Origin of the sequence: Halopseudomonas pertucinogena, assembly GCF_014646575.1 — a bacterium.
Lineage (GTDB): Bacteria > Pseudomonadota > Gammaproteobacteria > Pseudomonadales > Pseudomonadaceae > Halopseudomonas > Halopseudomonas pertucinogena.
On sequence record NZ_BMNN01000002.1, the window covers coordinates 193406 to 208430 of the forward strand.

The window sequence follows — 15025 nt, forward strand, 5'->3', positions numbered from 1 at the left end:
GTGAACAGAGAGCAACTTAATGCAGAGTACGCCTGGCGCAGCGCCACCCAGCAATAGTGACGAAATCGATCTTCTGGCGCTGTTGGGTGCCTTGATTGATAACAAGGGCATCATCATTGCCTGTACCTTCCTGTTTGCCGTTGCCGGCGTTGCCTATGCCCTGCTGAGCACGCCCATATATCGCGCCAACGCGATGATCCAGATCGAGGAGAAGTCCTCCGGCGTGGGCAGCCTGCTGGGAGACAGCGAGCTGTTCCCCACCACCTCCGCTGCGGTGACCGAGATCGAACTGCTCAAGTCGCGCCAGGTGATTGGCCAGGCAGTGGACAACCTCAAGCTGACCATTGTTGCTCAGCCGAAGCTGTTTCCGGTTATCGGTGCGTTCATGCACCGCCGCTATCAGCCGGAGCCGGAGAAGCCCGTGGCTGATGCCTTCATGGGCTTTTCCAGTTACGCCTGGGGGGGCGAGAAGCTGGAGATATTCCAGCTGGAAGTCCCCTCCGGCTATCAGGGCGAACCCCTTGTGCTCCGGGCCGAGGAGAGCGGCGGTTTTACTCTGCTGAATGAAGATGGCGTCACGCTCATAACCGGTCGGGTGGGCGAGCCGATAGACAGCCATGGCTTCAAGATTCAGGTGCAGGAGCTGGTCGCCCGGCCCGGCACCGAGTTCAACGTGGTCAAGCGCGGCCGGTTGAGCACCATTCTCGGTTTGCAGCGCAGCATTGGCGCGAGTGAGAAGGGCAAGGACTCGGGCATCGTGACCGTCACCCTTGAACACCCCAAGCCGCCCTTTGCCATGGCTGTGCTGGACGAGGTAAGCCGCCTGTACGTTCGCCAGAACGTGGAGCGCCGCTCGGCCGAGGCCCAGCAGAGCCTGGAGTTTCTCACTGACCAACTGCCGAAGGTACGCCGGGATCTGGAGCAGGCCGAGAATGCGCTCAACGCTTATCAGGCCAGCGCGGGCTCGGTTGATATCACCATCGAGACCCAGTCGGTGCTCAACCAGGTGGTGGAGCTGGAGGCAGCCATTTCCGAGCTGACGCTCAAGCGCGAGGAGCTGCAACGCCGCTTTACCCGGGATCACCCAAGCTATCAGGCGCTGATGAGCCAGCTTGGCCAGCTCGAGAGCCGCCGCAATCGCCTGCTGGATGAGGTGGGTGGCCTGCCGGAGACCCAGCAGGAGCTGCTGCGCCTCACCCGCGATGTTCAGGTCAGCACCGAGATCTACACCCAGATGCTGAACAAGTCCCAGGAGCTGGACGTGATGCGTGCGGGCACTGTGGGCAACGTACGCATCATCGATGAGGCGGCGGTGGATACCAGCGCACCGGTCAAACCCAAGAAGCCGTTGATCGTCGTACTGGCTACCCTGCTGGGCGCCATGCTGGGTGTCGCCATCGCCCTGCTCCGCCATGCGCTGAACCGTGGCGTGGAGAACCCCGAACTGATCGAGCAGATCGGCCTGCCGGTGTATGCTTCCATTCCCTTCAGCAAGGACCAGGAGGTGCTGGAGCGCAAGGGCAAGACCCAGGGCTCGCACCTGCTGGCGGCGACCAACCCGGCGGACCTGTCCATCGAGGCGCTGCGCAGCCTGCGCACCAGCCTGCACTTCGCGATGATGGAAGCGAAGAACAACATCCTGATGATTTCCGGCCCCAGCCCGGCGGTGGGCAAGTCCTTTGTGTCCGCCAACCTGGCGGCCATCATTGCCCAGGCCGGACAGAAGGTGGTGCTGGTGGATGGCGATATGCGCAAGGGCTACCTGCACAAGCTGGTTGACCGCCCCGCCGAGCCGGGGCTGTCCGGTTTGCTGGTGCACACTCACACCCTGGCGGACGTGGTTCACAAAACGGAAGTCGAGCGGCTGCACTTCATCGGCCGCGGTCAGGTGCCGCCGAACCCGTCAGAACTGCTGATGCACGGCAACTTCCAGGCGCTGCTGGACCAGTTGAGCAAGATGTACGACCTTGTAATTGTCGACACACCGCCTATTCTGGCTGTGACCGATGCCGCACTGGTGGGACGCCTTGCCGGCACCAGCCTGATCGTGACCCGCTTCGGCCTGAACCCGATCAAGGAGATAGAGCTCACCCTGCAGCGCTTCCGTCATAACGGGATCGAGATCAAGGGTGCGATCTTCAATGCGGTGGAAAAAAAGGCTGCAGCCTACGGCTATGGCAACTATGGTTACTATCAGTACGAGTACAAGCCGGACGTGAAGTAACCGCCCGGCAACACGACTGCAACAGGGAACCTTTAGACTGTTGCGTGTTCCCATAGACAATCGACCGGTTATAATCCGAGACTACTTACTGTTCTGACTTCATTCAGATCAAGAGGAGACGAGACATGAAGAAACAAACAATCGCCCTGCTGGCAAGTGGTCTGCTGCTCGCCTCCGGCATGACCTTCGCCCAGCAGGATGTGGGTGAGCCCGCCCCTGCCGGCACCCCTGAAACCGCAGCCGGTACCGGCGGTACCGGAGCCGGCGCTGGCGCAGCCGGTGGCCTGAGCGCAGGCGGTGTAGCTCTCGGCGTGGCCGTTGTTGGTCTGGCCGTAGCGGCGGCTTCCGACAGTGATGGCGGCGGCACCAGCACCTCTACTACCACCGCAACGACAACTGGTAACTGATCCCGGTCAGCGGCTGGTCAGAAGCCACCTGAAACCCGCAACTTCAGGTGGCTTTTTTTATGTTCAATCCTGCAAAGAAGAATAATCCATGATCCGATTCCCGCTTCTGGCGCTGGGCGCATCTACCCTCCTCCTTCAGGCATGCATGTTCTCTCCGGGCATGCATATGGATACCGACCGTTTGATCAGCCAGGATTCCGCTGAAAACAGCATGGTGGAGCTGGTCCAGATTACGCCCAAGCTGCTGGCGCAGGATCAGGCGGTGAAGAACGGTGTCGAGATACCCGAGGAGCTGCTGGCCTACACGCCGGAAAATTACCGCATTGGTGCCAACGATGCGCTCTTCATTACCGTGTGGGATCACCCTGAACTGACCATTCCCGGCGGGCAGCAGCAACCCTCAAGCGCCAACGCCCGGGTGGTGCGCGACGACGGCACGCTGTTCTACCCCTTTATCGGTAACGTGCATGTTGCCGGCAAGACCCTTGAAGAACTCCGCGAGATCATTGCCAACCGTCTGGCCCGCTATATCGAGCAGCCCCAGGTGGATGTGAACGTGATCGAGTACAACAGCCAGAAGATCTATTTCAGCGGTGCGTTCGTGAACTCCGGCTTTCAGCCGGTGAATGCCCAGCGCCTGACCCTGCTGGAAGCGGTGGGCCAGGCACAGATCGACCCGGAAACGGCGGACCTGTCCAACCTGCAGCTGATCCGTGATGGCGTGACCTACCGCCTGGATTACGATCGTCTGACCAGCACGCCCAGCCGTATCGGTGACATCTACCTCAAGCCCGGCGACAAGCTGCATATGGGCCTCAACGATGCGCGCAAGATACTGGTCATGGGCGAAGTCCCCCAGCCGGGCGCCATGCCCTACCGCACCAGCCGCATGACACTGAGCGAGGTGCTGGGCACCGTGGGTGGGCCGTCTCCGATCAGCGCCAGCGGTCGTGAGGTATATGTGATCCGCGGCATGGACAACCTAGAGAACGAGAAGGCCACCGTGTTCCAGCTGAACGCGAAGTCTCCCTCGGCCTTTATCCTGGCGAACCGGTTCGAGATGGAGCCACAGGATGTGGTGTTTGTGGGCGCTGCGGGCGTCACCCGCTGGAACCGCTTCATAAGCCAGCTGCTGCCCACCGCTACCATTCTGTACACCGGTGCACGTACTGGGGATGAAGTAGGCGGCAACTGAGGAGCACCCAGTGAAGACCTTTATACAAAGGGTCACACTGGGCGTGGCCATCATTGGCCTGGCCGGGTGTAACTCCTTATCGCGCGATGCGGTTGAAACCATGCGCCTCGCCATCAGCGGGCCGGAGTCTGTCATCAGCGTCGACCGCGTCAATGCGGTTGACGCGCCGGTGCTGCTGGCGGAGCTGGACGGCGCCGAAGCATTGCTGGTGGCCCCGGGGGCCGCAACCGGCCGGGCTGAATGGCACGGTCTGACCGAGATGCTGCTGACCCATCACGGGAGGCTGGTGCAGTCCGCCGGTCTGCCGGTGGATGTGATTGCTCCGCTGGTGGTTAACGACCCCTTTCTCACCGGGCTGAACAGGGTTACCACAGGCACCGAAGTAACCCGCCTGGTGGATTACCCGGCGCAATACCGGACTGGCCTGCGCCAGCATGCGCGCTATCGCGTGGGTCGGATGGAATCCATTACCTATATGGGCGCCAGGCACCAGCTGCTGCGGATCGACGAGATGATCAACATGCCGGAGCTGGGGTTTCGCGCTACAAACCGCTATTGGGTAGAGCCGGACACCGGCCTGGTGCGCCACAGCGTGCAGCATCTTGCCCCTGATATGCCGCCACTGGTGCTTACCCTGGCCAAAACCGAAGGGGGAGCGCGCCCATGATGCCTCTGCGTTCCCTTGGCCTTTCTCTCGTGGGTGCGTTGCTGCTCGGCTTTGGCCAGAGTGCCGCATCCCATACGGTCAGCGTAGCCGGTGCGGTGCTCAAGCCCGGCACCTTCCGATGGCATGCCGATGCGCGGCTGCATGATGCGACCGTGGCCGGTCAGGTGCGTGCGGATGCCTGGTTCCTCGGCGCGGCGCTGCTGCGCAAGAGCGAATTGGAGCCGCAGCAGCGTCTGAAGGCAGGAGTGCTGTTCGATATTCGGGTGAACCGCATCCATGCCCGTGCCACCAATAACGCCCCGCTGCTGGAGCTGATCAAACGGCTGGACACCCAGGTCGCAGCCATGCCGGTCACCGGTCGGGTGCCGGCGCAGCTGGATCCTTTCCAGCTGCTGATCAAGCAGAATAACGCGCTGCTGGAGCCCGGCGACAGGCTGATCTACCCCCAACGCCCCTCCCAGGTGCGAGTGATGGGCGCCGTAGCGGCCGATTGCACCCTGGCCTTTGATGCGGCGCTGGCATTGAAGGATTACCTGGCCCAGTGCCCGGCGCACCCGGCGGCGGATCGCAATCTTGTGCAGGTCATTCAGCCGGACGGTCGGGTTGAGGAAGTGGGCATCGCTCATTGGAATGAACAGAAGGTGAACGTGGCCGTGGGCGCCGTCATCTATCGTCCCCTGAGCCCGGCGCAGATTTCGCCGGACGCAGCGGATCTGAACCGGGATATGGCAGCGCTGCTGGCCACCCAGTACCAGCTGGGAGGCCGCTTCAGTGAGTAAGGGAACCCTGCGCCACGCCGCACTCTTTGCCCCGGCCCTGCTGGCCCTTGCCATTTCGCCGATGCATGCCCAGGCCGACCGCTACCGCACCACCCAGAGTGACTTCGGTGGCGTGGGTCTGCTGCAGACGCCCACGGCGCGCTTTGCCGACGAGGGTGCATTCCACTTCAACGCCAACCGGGTGTCGCCCTACAGCCGTTACAGCATTTCCGTCACGCCGTTGCCGTGGCTGGAAGGCACGCTGCGTTATACCGCGATGACCAACCGTACCTACGGCGGTGAAAACAGTGACTTCGGCGGCGACCAGAGCAACAAGGACAAGGCCGTGGATGCCCGCTTCCGGCTGTGGCAGGAGTCGTATTGGGTACCTCAGATTGCCCTGGGCTTTACTGACCTGGCGGGTACGGGGCTGTTTTCCAGCGAGTATCTGGTCGCCAGCAAGCGCTTCTGGGATCTGGACGTAAGCCTGGGGGTGGGTTGGGGTTACCTTGGCCAGCGCGCGGACTTCAGCAACCCCTTCGGTGGATTGCGGGACAGCGACCGTGCCGGCCGCGAAGAGGGTGACCGCGGCGGTAATTTCAGTACCAATACCTATTTCAGCGGCCCGGCGGCCTTCTTTGGCGGGGTGGAGTACCAGACGCCCTGGGACCGGCTGCGCCTTAAGGTCGAGTTTGACGGCAACGATTACCGTAACGAGCCGGGCGATCCGGACTTCGAGCCGGCTGACTCCCGCATCAACCTGGGTGCGGTGTTCAAGGTAAGCGATGGGATTGATATCAGTGCCGGCTGGGAGCGTGGCAATACCGCCATGATCGGCATCACCTTCCATACCAATCTGATGAACGCCACCGGGCCGACCAAGTTCCTGGACCCGGAGCCGGAGAAGCGCCGCGCCCTGCCCGCCGGTGTTGCCGGTCAGCAGGTGGACTGGACCGATGTCAGCAAGCGCCTGAAGGACAACGCCGGCTTCGAGGTGCAGGATATCGCCGTGCGTGACCGGGAAGTGATCGTGACCGGCGAACAGCGGACCTATCGCAACGAGACGGAGGGCGTGACCCGGGCCTCGCGGGTTCTGGACAACAGCCTGGGTGAAGGCAGCTACGACTGGTACACCCTGGTCAACAAGCCCTTTGGTCTCCCGGTCAGCGAGACCAGCATCAAGGCGCAGACGCTGCGCGATTACGAAGACAACCGCACCGATGCCAGCGGCCTGCGCCGGGATATCGTCAACGCCACGCCCAGTATCGTCGACAAGGACACCCTGCACACGGCGGAGCTGGACAAGTTCGACTGGGGGCTGGGGCTGGGCTACAAGCAGAACATCGGTGGGCCGGACGAGTTCCTGCTGTATCAGGTACTGGCGCGGGTGAGTGCGGAGTATCGCTTCAATCGCAACAGCTGGGTACGCGGCAACATAGGCGTGAACCTGATCAACAACTGGGACAAGTTCGAGCTGCGCGGAGAGAGTCAGCTGCCGCAGGTACGCACACACATCCGCGAGTACCTGGTGACCTCGGACGTGGTGCTGGAGAACCTGCAGTACACCTGGACCAGACAGCTCAACCGCGACACCTACGCGATGGCTTATGCCGGCCTGCTGGAAAGCATGTTCGGCGGGGTGGGCGGTGAGATCCTCTACCGGCCGTTCGACGCCAGCTGGGCGGTCGGGGTGGATGCCAACTGGGTGAAGCAGCGCGGCTTCCGTCAGAACTTCGACTTCCGCGATTACTCCACCTGGACCGGTCATGTGACCACCTACACCGATACGGGCCTGTGGGATGTGCTGGCCAAGACGAGCGTCGGCCGTTACCTGGCCGGCGACTATGGCGCCACCCTGGACCTGTCCCGCCGCTTTGCCAACGGCATTACCGTCGGCGCGTGGGCGACGCGCACCAACGTGTCAGCGGAAGAGTTCGGCGAGGGCAGCTTCGACAAGGGGATCTACTTCACCTTCCCGTTCGACGCCTTCTTCTCCCGCTCCACCACCTCCACCGGCACACTTGCCTGGAGACCGGTGACACGGGACGGCGGCGCCAAGCTGGCCAAGTACTACCAGCTGTATGACATGACTCAGGCCAGGGATATCGGTTGGTTCAATGATGGGTTCGGGCGGATGGTAGAGTGATACTCCCCACCCGCCGCGGATGCTCCGCCGTTACGATGACTCTATCGACGGCGGGCGCCGCGTGAACGGAGCCGTTTTCCTCTGATGTATTTCTGTGGCACTTGATGACCCCTGACCATTTTCAGCGTTTCCGTTGGTTTTACCTGATCCTGTTCTATACCGTGCTCGGGCTCGGCATTTACCTCGGCATCCGCCCCGAGGCCCCGCCGACCCCGATCAGGTTCAGCTCGGTGGATACCGTCTACCACGCAGGCGGCCTGCTGGTATGTACCATCCTCAGCTACCCCGCCCATCCCCGCTGGCGCTGGTGGTGGCGAGGGTTGTTCCTGTTCGGCGTCGGCGTAGTGATCGAATGCATCCAGGGCTACTCCAGCCGAACGCCGGATATGGCGGATATCTACGCCAACACCGGCGGAGTGCTGGCCGGGCTGGCCGTGCTGTGGGCCGGGCGAAAAATACGCTGGTCACGCGGAACACACCCACCACAGAGCCGCTGACGCCCTCTTAATGTAGGACCGGCGCCGGGACACCGGACCGCCCCGCCGCGATTGGCGCGCAAAGCGCGCCCCGGGTCCCACCCCATCCGCATCTGCTACAATCCCGCCCCTCAGCCCCAGGAGTCCGCCATGAATACCAAGCTGCCCTACCACCGCTACCACCTCGCCCTGCTGACCAGCCTGTACGACACGCTGCGCGCGCAATCCGTGTTGATGGCGCAGGTGCCGGAGGAGAGCAACCTCCTGTTTCTGGAGCGGTTCGAGGAACTGATAGCCCAGCTCGAAGCCGGCGACCAGGACGCCCTCTACTCCGGCCAGGAAGTGATCTGCCAGGTCATCACCCGCTACCCACAGGTAGCCCACCTCATCCCGAGGGACCTGCTGTGGTATTTCGGAGGGGACTGCCTGCACTACATGCCGGACGAGGAGATCGCCCAGTACCAGCTGCTGGACGAACACCAGGCCGAAGCGGAGGCGCGGGGTGAGGAGTTTGACTGGGAGCAGGCAAGGCAGTTGTTGATGCAGCAGGCGGTGCGGGGGAGTTGAGGGCGGGCGGGCTCCGCCCGCCAATCGCCCCGGGGTCGGGGCTCCTACAAAATCAGGGGGCGTTACTCAATCATCTCCCTCAACACGTAATGCAATATGCCTCCTGCCTTGAAGTAATCCACTTCGTTCTTCGTATCTATCCGGCACACCACCTCGAACTCTACCTGCTCGCCGTTGCTGCGCTGGGCCGTTACCTTGAGCTTCTGCCCCGGTTGAATATCGTCGCTTATGCCGGCAATGCTCAGCACTTCATGCCCATCGAGCTGCAGGCTCGCTGCGCTCTGGTCGTTGGTGAATTGCAGCGGCAGTACCCCCATGCCGACCAGGTTGGAGCGGTGGATGCGCTCAAAACTCTTGGCAATGACGGCCTTGACCCCGAGCAGGTTGGTGCCCTTGGCGGCCCAGTCGCGGCTGGAGCCGGTGCCGTATTCCTTGCCGGCGAGCACCACCAGCGGCGTGCCTTCGCTCTGGTAGCGCATGGCGGCGTCGTAGATCGACATCCGCTCCCCGCAGGGCACGTGGATGGTTACCCCGCCCTCTTCGCCGCCCATCATCCGGTTGCGGATGCGGATGTTGGCGAAGGTGCCGCGCATCATCACTTCGTGGTTGCCGCGGCGTGAGCCGTAGGAGTTGAAGTCCTCGGGGCTGACGCCCTGCTCCTGCAGATACTGCCCTGCCGGTGAGCTGGCCTTGATGTTGCCTGCTGGCGAGATATGGTCGGTAGTGATGGAGTCGCCGAAGACCGCCAGCACCCGCGCCTGTTCGATGGGTCTGAGGGGCTGGATGGGCTTGTCGATGTCCTCGAAGTACGGCGGATTCTGCACATAGGTGGACTGGCTGTCCCAGGCGTAGGTATCCCCTCCGCTGGTGGCGACCGCCTGCCAGTGTTCGTCGCCGGTGAAGACGTCGGCGTAGCGGCTGCGGAACATGTCGTCCTCGACCAGCGCCACGGCCTCGGCAATCTCGGCATTACTGGGCCAGACGTCGCGCAGATACACCGGCTTGTTATCCGCATCCAGACCGAGCGGCTCTTCCGCCAGATTGAGCAGGCTGTCCCCGGCCAGTGCGTAGGCAACAACAAGCGGCGGGGATGCCAGCCAGTTGGCCTTGACCTGCTGATGGATGCGCCCTTCGAAGTTGCGGTTGCCGGACAGTACCGCGGAGACCACCAGATCGTTCTCGCTGATGGCCTGGCTGACGGGCTCGGGCAGCGGCCCGGAGTTGCCGATACAGGTGGTGCAGCCGTATCCGACCAGATGAAAGCCCAGCTGGTCGAGATATTCGGTGAGACCGGCCTTTTCCAGGTAGTCCGTCACCACCTTGGAGCCAGGCGCCAGGGAGGATTTGACCCATGGCCTGCGCTGCAGGCCCCGCTCGATCGCCTTCTTCGCCAGCAACCCTGCGGCCATCATCACGCTGGGGTTGGAGGTGTTGGTGCAGGAAGTGATCGCGGCGATAACCACCGCGCCGTGCTTGATGGTGTGTTCCTCTCCGTCGATGTTGACGGTCACCTCACCGGTGCTCGCCCCCACGGCAGTGCCGCCTCCCCCTTCGGATTCCAGTCGCCCGACCTCGGTACTGGCGGGGGTGAGTTGCAGGGCGAGCAGCTCCTTGAAAGCGTCGGGCACACCCCCCAGGGGCACGCGGTCCTGGGGGCGGCGCGGGCCGGCCAGGCTGGGCTCGACTTCGCTCATGTCCAGGTGCAGGGTGTCGGAGAACACCGGCTCATGGCCCGGCTCACGCCACAGGCCCTGGGCCTTGCTGTAGGCCTCCACCCGCTCGATCACCTCTGCCGGGCGGCCGGTCAGGCGCAGGTAGTTCAGGGTGACTTCGTCCACAGGGAAGAAGCCGCAGGTGGCGCCGTATTCCGGTGCCATGTTGGCAATGGTGGCCCGGTCGGCCAGGGGCAGATCCGCCAGGCCGTCGCCGTAGAATTCAACGAATTTGCCGACCACACCGCGCTGACGCAGCATCTGGGTAACGGTCAGCACCAGGTCGGTGGCGGTCATGCCTTCGCGCAGCTTGCCGGTGAGCTTGAAGCCGACCACTTCGGGAATGAGCATGGAAACCGGCTGGCCGAGCATGGCCGCTTCCGCCTCGATGCCGCCGACGCCCCAGCCCAGCACACCCAGGCCGTTGACCATGGTGGTGTGGGAGTCGGTGCCGACCAGGGTGTCGGGGTAGGCCCAGTGTTCACCGTCGATCTGCTCCGCCCAGACGCTCTGCGCCAGGTATTCCAGGTTGACCTGGTGACAGATACCGGTACCCGGCGGCACCACACGGAAGTTGTTGAACGCGCTCTGCCCCCAGCGCAGGAAGGCGTAACGCTCGCCGTTGCGCTTGATCTCCATGGCGACGTTGTCATGGAAGGCGTTGTCCTCGCCGAAGTGGTCGACCATGACCGAGTGGTCGATGACCAGGTCCACCGGCGACAGCGGGTTGATGCGCTGCGGATCACCACCGGCGCGGGCCACGGCGTCGCGCATGGCGGCCAGGTCCACCACCGCGGGCACGCCGGTGAAGTCCTGCATCAGCACCCGCGCGGGTCGGAACTGGATTTCACGGGTGGAACGGCGCTCCACAAGCCAGTCGGCCATGGCCTGAATGTCGTCCCGGGTCACGGTAACGCCATCCTCATAGCGCAGCAGGTTCTCCAGCAGCACCTTGAGCGAGACCGGCAACCGGTCGATCTCCCCCAGCAACTCTGCGGCTTTGGGCAGGGAATGGTATCGGTAGCTGATATCGCCGACCTGAAGTGTGGTCAGCGTCTGCAGGCTGTTCCGGGATGACATTGCTCTCCTCCTGCGGGCATTTCGCAAAAATGTAATGTTCGGCTAACGGGATACTGATTCAGGCCGATACACCTGAGCATAGTTCAAACAATGCGTGTTTGAGCTCCGGAGTCGGAGTAACCATGAGAAAGAATCTGCCCATTACGGGCAAGGAGCTGGTGTTCGACGAGCGCCAGCGGTTGATCACCACTACCGATCAGAAAGGCGTTATTACCTACTGCAACGATGACTTCGTTGAGGTTTCGGGCTACTCCCGGGAGGAGCTGATCGGCCAGGCCCATAACCTGATCCGTCATCCAGATGTTCCGTCAGCTGTGTTTGCCCACATGTGGGACTACCTCAAGCGCGGCAATATCTGGATGGGGGTGGTCAAGAACCGGTGCAAGAACGGCGATCATTACTGGGTGAACGCGTTTGTCATGCCGATTCGTGAAGGCGGCAGTGTGGTCGGCTACGAGTCGGTAAGAATCAAGGCCAGCACGGAAGAGATCGCCCGCACCTCCGATTTCTACCGGCGACTGAATGATGGGGGCAGATCGATACCCAGCCGCCTGACAGGCCAGATCGCTGCGCTTGTACCTGCTTTGCTGTGCAGCATGATCGGTGCGTTGGCTGTGCATCATTTCGGGCTGCCGGGGCTGGTTCCGGCTCTTCTCGTCTCAGCGCCGATCGGGCTGTTGCTGCAGCGCCGCCGGGAGCGCCAGCTGACCTCACTGCTTGCCCACAACGACGACGTCATCGACGATCCGCTGTTGGCTCAGATGTATACGGACCAGACCGGCCCGCTCGGCCGGTTGCAGATGACCCTTTACAGCCACGAGGCCCGGCTGCGCACCTGCGTCAGCAGGGTGGCCGACTTTACCGAGCAACTCCGTACCCAGGCGATGCAGGGCAACGAGCGGGCAAATCAGTCCCGAAAGCAGCTGGAAGGCCAGCGCGCAGAGATCAATCTGGTCGCCGCAGCGGTCAGCCAGATGGCGGCCAGCAGCCAGGAAGTGGCCGGCAGCATCAGCCGGACGGCCGATGCGACGCAGACTGCCAATCAGCAAGCAGAGAAAGGTACGCAGATTGCCCGCCAGGCCCGTACCACCATTGAGCAGCTGAGCGCTTCAGTGAGCGCGGCCGCTGGCGATGCGGCGCAGCTGGCCAGCGATGCCGAAGAAATCAGCACTGTTGTGGATGTCATCCGCAGTGTGGCCGAACAGACCAACCTGTTGGCGCTGAACGCGGCCATTGAAGCCGCTCGCGCCGGGGAGCAGGGGCGCGGCTTTGCTGTTGTGGCAGACGAGGTACGGGCTCTGGCAAAACGCACAGCCGAATCCACCGAGCATATCCATCGGCTTATCGAGCAGCTCCAGCAGACGTCGGGACGCACCATTGCCAATATGCAGCAGGAAGTAGAGCTGGCTGACAGGGGCGTCTCCCATGTGATCGAGCTGGATGACGCGCTGGGAAGCATTCGGCAGGCCATCGCTCAGGTCAACTCGATGGGTGAGCAGATTGCCAGCGCGGCGGAGGAGCAGAGCGCGGTCGCTGATGAGATCAGCCGCAACATCAACAGCATTGCGGCGCTTTCGGAGCAAAGCGCCAGCCAGGCGCGTCTGAGCGCCCGCAGCAGCGACGAGCTGGCTGACACGACAGAGAAACAGAATGCGATGGTGGCCCGTTTCAACCGCGTCTGACCGCAAGATTTTTCTCGGGCTGGCTCCGGGGCGGTGATAAAATCCGCCCTCTCGTTCCGATAAAGGAGTATCCCGATATGTGCGGCATTGTCGGCGCTATCGCCCAACGCAATATCACTCCCATCCTGCTTGAAGGCCTGCGTCGTCTGGAGTATCGCGGTTATGACTCCGCCGGGGTGGCCGTCATGCCTTCCGACCACCACATCCTTCGGGTACGGGCCACAGGCAAGGTGGCGGAACTGGAAAGCGCGCTGACAGATAATCCCGCCAATGGCCATCTGGGCATTGCCCATACCCGCTGGGCTACCCATGGCAAACCCGCCGAACATAACGCTCATCCCCATGTCTCGGACCGTCTGGCCATTGTGCATAACGGCATCATCGAGAATCACTCGGCTCTGCGCAGCCGGTTGGTCGAGCAGGGTTTCGTATTCAGCTCGGAAACCGATACCGAGGTGATCGCTCACCTGGTGGCCTGGCATTACCGGCTGACCGGGGATCTGCTGGCGGCCTTCCGTGCGGCATTGAATGAGCTGCATGGCGCCTATGCGCTGGCGCTGGTGCATGAGGATGAACCCGATACGCTTTACTGTGCCCGCATGGGCAGTCCGCTGGTGATCGGTGAGGGCAGCGGTGAGAATTATCTCGCGTCCGACCCGCTGGCTCTGCTGCAGGTGACCGACCGTTTCCGTTATCTGGAGGAAGGTGATCACGCGCGGTTGACGCTCGACGGCTGCGAGATCTGGGATGCCCGGGGTGAGGCGGTGCAGCGGCCCGCCCTGCGTTATGAACATGCGGCGCTGAGCCTGGACAAGGGCGAGTATCGCCATTACATGCTCAAGGAAATCTTCGAGCAACCGGGCGCCATCAACGACACGCTCGCCGGCACGCTGGGGACGGATCATGTACTGACGGCGATTCTGGGACCTGATGCCGAAGCCCGCCTGGGGAATATCGAGCACATTCACATCGTGGCCTGCGGCACCAGCTACCATGCCGGTCTGGTGGCGCGCTACTGGATCGAGGGACAGGTCGGCATTCCCTGCCAGGTCGAGGTAGCGAGCGAATACCGCTATCGCACCGTGGCGGTGCCGGCCAACACCCTGCTGATAACCATTTCCCAGTCCGGCGAAACCGCAGACACCCTGGCGGCGCTGCGCTTTGCAGCCAAGGGTGGTTATCTGGCGACGCTTGCAATCTGCAACGTGGCCGGCAGCTCTCTGGTGCGGGAGGCGGACTGGCGCTTGCTGACCCATGCCGGCCCGGAGATCGGCGTTGCCTCCACCAAGGCCTTCACCACGCAGCTGGTTGCCCTGCTCTGGCTGACCACCGCGCTGCTGCAGAGCCGCAGCGGCAACCAGGCGCAGGTCGCTGCCAACGTGGCGGCGCTCCGGCAGTTGCCGGAGCTGATCAGCCGTGCTCTTGAGCTTGAGCCGCAGATTACCCGGCTGGCGGAGCGCTTCGCCAACAAGCACCACACCCTCTTCCTGGGGCGCGGCCCGCACTACCCCATCGCCATGGAAGGTGCGCTCAAGCTCAAGGAAATCTCGTATATCCACGCCGAAGCCTACGCCGCTGGCGAGCTCAAGCACGGGCCTCTGGCGCTGGTGGATGAGAACATGCCGGTCGTCAGCGTGGCGCCGAGCGACAGCCTGCTGGAGAAGCTCAGGTCCAACCTCGAAGAGGTCCGGGCGCGGGGTGGCGAGCTGATCACCTTTGCCTGTGAGAGCATCGACCAGGAAGGCGCCTCCCCCCAGGACACCCTCAGCCTGCCCGAGGTGGCTGATGTCATCTCCCCTGTTCTCTACACCATCCCCCTGCAGATGCTGAGCTACCACGTGGCGCTGGTCAAGGGCACCGACGTGGATAAACCGCGCAACCTGGCCAAATCCGTGACGGTGGAATAAAGCCCCACCTATCGGGCCCGAGCGCCGCCGCCCCAATGGTACCGGCACCCCCGGGCGCGCGTTGCGCGCCAATCGCGGCGAGGTCGCCGCTCCTACGGGGGGGCAGTGGGTGTCACCAGGCTCGTATTCACGCCTCGATTGTAGGAGCCCCGACCTCGGGGCGATTGGGCTGCGCAGCAGCCCCGGGTGGCGCCCCGACGTCCC

11 protein-coding genes are annotated in these 15025 nt (G+C 63.0%); 10 read left to right on the plus strand and 1 reads right to left on the minus strand.

Going from position 1 to position 15025, the window contains the following annotated elements; translation table 11 throughout:
- The first annotated feature begins 19 nt into the window (after positions 1-19).
- From IEW63_RS06095 to IEW63_RS06130, 8 genes are all read left to right on the plus strand, one after another.
- Positions 20-2224 (plus strand): polysaccharide biosynthesis tyrosine autokinase, encoded by a 2205-nt coding sequence (locus IEW63_RS06095; protein ID WP_188635723.1) that lies wholly within the window; start codon positions 20-22, stop codon positions 2222-2224.
- 125 nt (positions 2225-2349) lie between these two features.
- Positions 2350-2631, plus strand: a complete 282-nt coding sequence (locus IEW63_RS06100; protein WP_188635724.1) for a hypothetical protein — start codon at positions 2350-2352, stop codon at positions 2629-2631.
- Between the two features lie 88 nt (positions 2632-2719).
- Positions 2720-3826, plus strand: coding sequence for a polysaccharide biosynthesis/export family protein (locus IEW63_RS06105; RefSeq protein ID WP_188635725.1), 1107 nt, complete (start codon positions 2720-2722; stop codon positions 3824-3826).
- Positions 3827-3836: 10 nt separating this feature from the next.
- Positions 3837-4493 carry a YjbF family lipoprotein gene (locus IEW63_RS06110; RefSeq protein WP_188635726.1) on the plus strand — a complete coding sequence of 219 codons (657 nt, stop codon included), beginning with the start codon at positions 3837-3839 and terminating at the stop codon, positions 4491-4493.
- On the plus strand, positions 4490-5272 hold the full coding sequence (locus IEW63_RS06115) for a capsule biosynthesis GfcC family protein (RefSeq protein WP_188635727.1): 783 nt from the start codon (positions 4490-4492) through the stop codon (positions 5270-5272). The genes IEW63_RS06110 and IEW63_RS06115 overlap by 4 nt, the downstream gene beginning before the upstream one ends.
- A 61-nt stretch (positions 5273-5333) precedes the next feature.
- Positions 5334-7397 carry a YjbH domain-containing protein gene (locus tag IEW63_RS06120; protein WP_188636058.1) on the plus strand — a complete coding sequence of 688 codons (2064 nt, stop codon included), beginning with the start codon at positions 5334-5336 and terminating at the stop codon, positions 7395-7397.
- A gap of 104 nt (positions 7398-7501) precedes the next feature.
- Entirely contained in the window at positions 7502-7894 is a 393-nt protein-coding gene (locus tag IEW63_RS06125; protein WP_188635728.1) for a VanZ family protein, read from the plus strand.
- Between the two features lie 129 nt (positions 7895-8023).
- Positions 8024-8440: a PA2817 family protein gene (locus IEW63_RS06130; protein WP_188635729.1), complete on the plus strand. Its 417-nt coding sequence runs from the start codon at positions 8024-8026 to the stop codon at positions 8438-8440.
- 62 nt (positions 8441-8502) lie between these two features.
- On the opposite strand, the gene acnA is transcribed toward IEW63_RS06130, so the two are convergent.
- The gene (gene acnA, locus IEW63_RS06135) at positions 8503-11232 is read right to left on the minus strand and encodes an aconitate hydratase AcnA (RefSeq protein WP_188635730.1); all 2730 of its coding nucleotides are present in this window, start codon (positions 11230-11232) and stop codon (positions 8503-8505) included.
- 122 nt (positions 11233-11354) lie between these two features.
- Between acnA and IEW63_RS06140 the strand changes: the two genes are divergently transcribed.
- Together IEW63_RS06140 and glmS are read left to right on the plus strand one after the other, a co-directional pair.
- Positions 11355-12914, plus strand: a complete 1560-nt coding sequence (locus IEW63_RS06140) for a methyl-accepting chemotaxis protein (RefSeq protein ID WP_188635731.1) — start codon at positions 11355-11357, stop codon at positions 12912-12914.
- Positions 12915-12991: 77 nt separating this feature from the next.
- Positions 12992-14821, plus strand: coding sequence for a glutamine--fructose-6-phosphate transaminase (isomerizing) (gene glmS / locus IEW63_RS06145; protein ID WP_188635732.1), 1830 nt, complete (start codon positions 12992-12994; stop codon positions 14819-14821).
- The last annotated feature ends 204 nt before the right edge of the window (positions 14822-15025 follow it).

Excerpts from the sequence above, each read along its gene's own strand:
- IEW63_RS06095 (WP_188635723.1), top strand. The coding sequence starts at position 20 with ATGCAGAGTACGCCTGGCGCAGCGCCACCCAGCAATAGTGACGAAATC.
- acnA (WP_188635730.1), bottom strand. The coding sequence starts at position 11,232 with ATGTCATCCCGGAACAGCCTGCAGACGCTGACCACACTTCAGGTCGGC.
- IEW63_RS06100 (WP_188635724.1), top strand. The coding sequence starts at position 2,350 with ATGAAGAAACAAACAATCGCCCTGCTGGCAAGTGGTCTGCTGCTCGCC.
- IEW63_RS06140 (WP_188635731.1), top strand. The coding sequence starts at position 11,355 with ATGAGAAAGAATCTGCCCATTACGGGCAAGGAGCTGGTGTTCGACGAG.
- IEW63_RS06125 (WP_188635728.1), top strand. The coding sequence starts at position 7,502 with ATGACCCCTGACCATTTTCAGCGTTTCCGTTGGTTTTACCTGATCCTG.
- IEW63_RS06105 (WP_188635725.1), top strand. The coding sequence starts at position 2,720 with ATGATCCGATTCCCGCTTCTGGCGCTGGGCGCATCTACCCTCCTCCTT.
- glmS (WP_188635732.1), top strand. The coding sequence starts at position 12,992 with ATGTGCGGCATTGTCGGCGCTATCGCCCAACGCAATATCACTCCCATC.
- IEW63_RS06130 (WP_188635729.1), top strand. The coding sequence starts at position 8,024 with ATGAATACCAAGCTGCCCTACCACCGCTACCACCTCGCCCTGCTGACC.
- IEW63_RS06120 (WP_188636058.1), top strand. The coding sequence starts at position 5,334 with ATGCATGCCCAGGCCGACCGCTACCGCACCACCCAGAGTGACTTCGGT.
- IEW63_RS06115 (WP_188635727.1), top strand. The coding sequence starts at position 4,490 with ATGATGCCTCTGCGTTCCCTTGGCCTTTCTCTCGTGGGTGCGTTGCTG.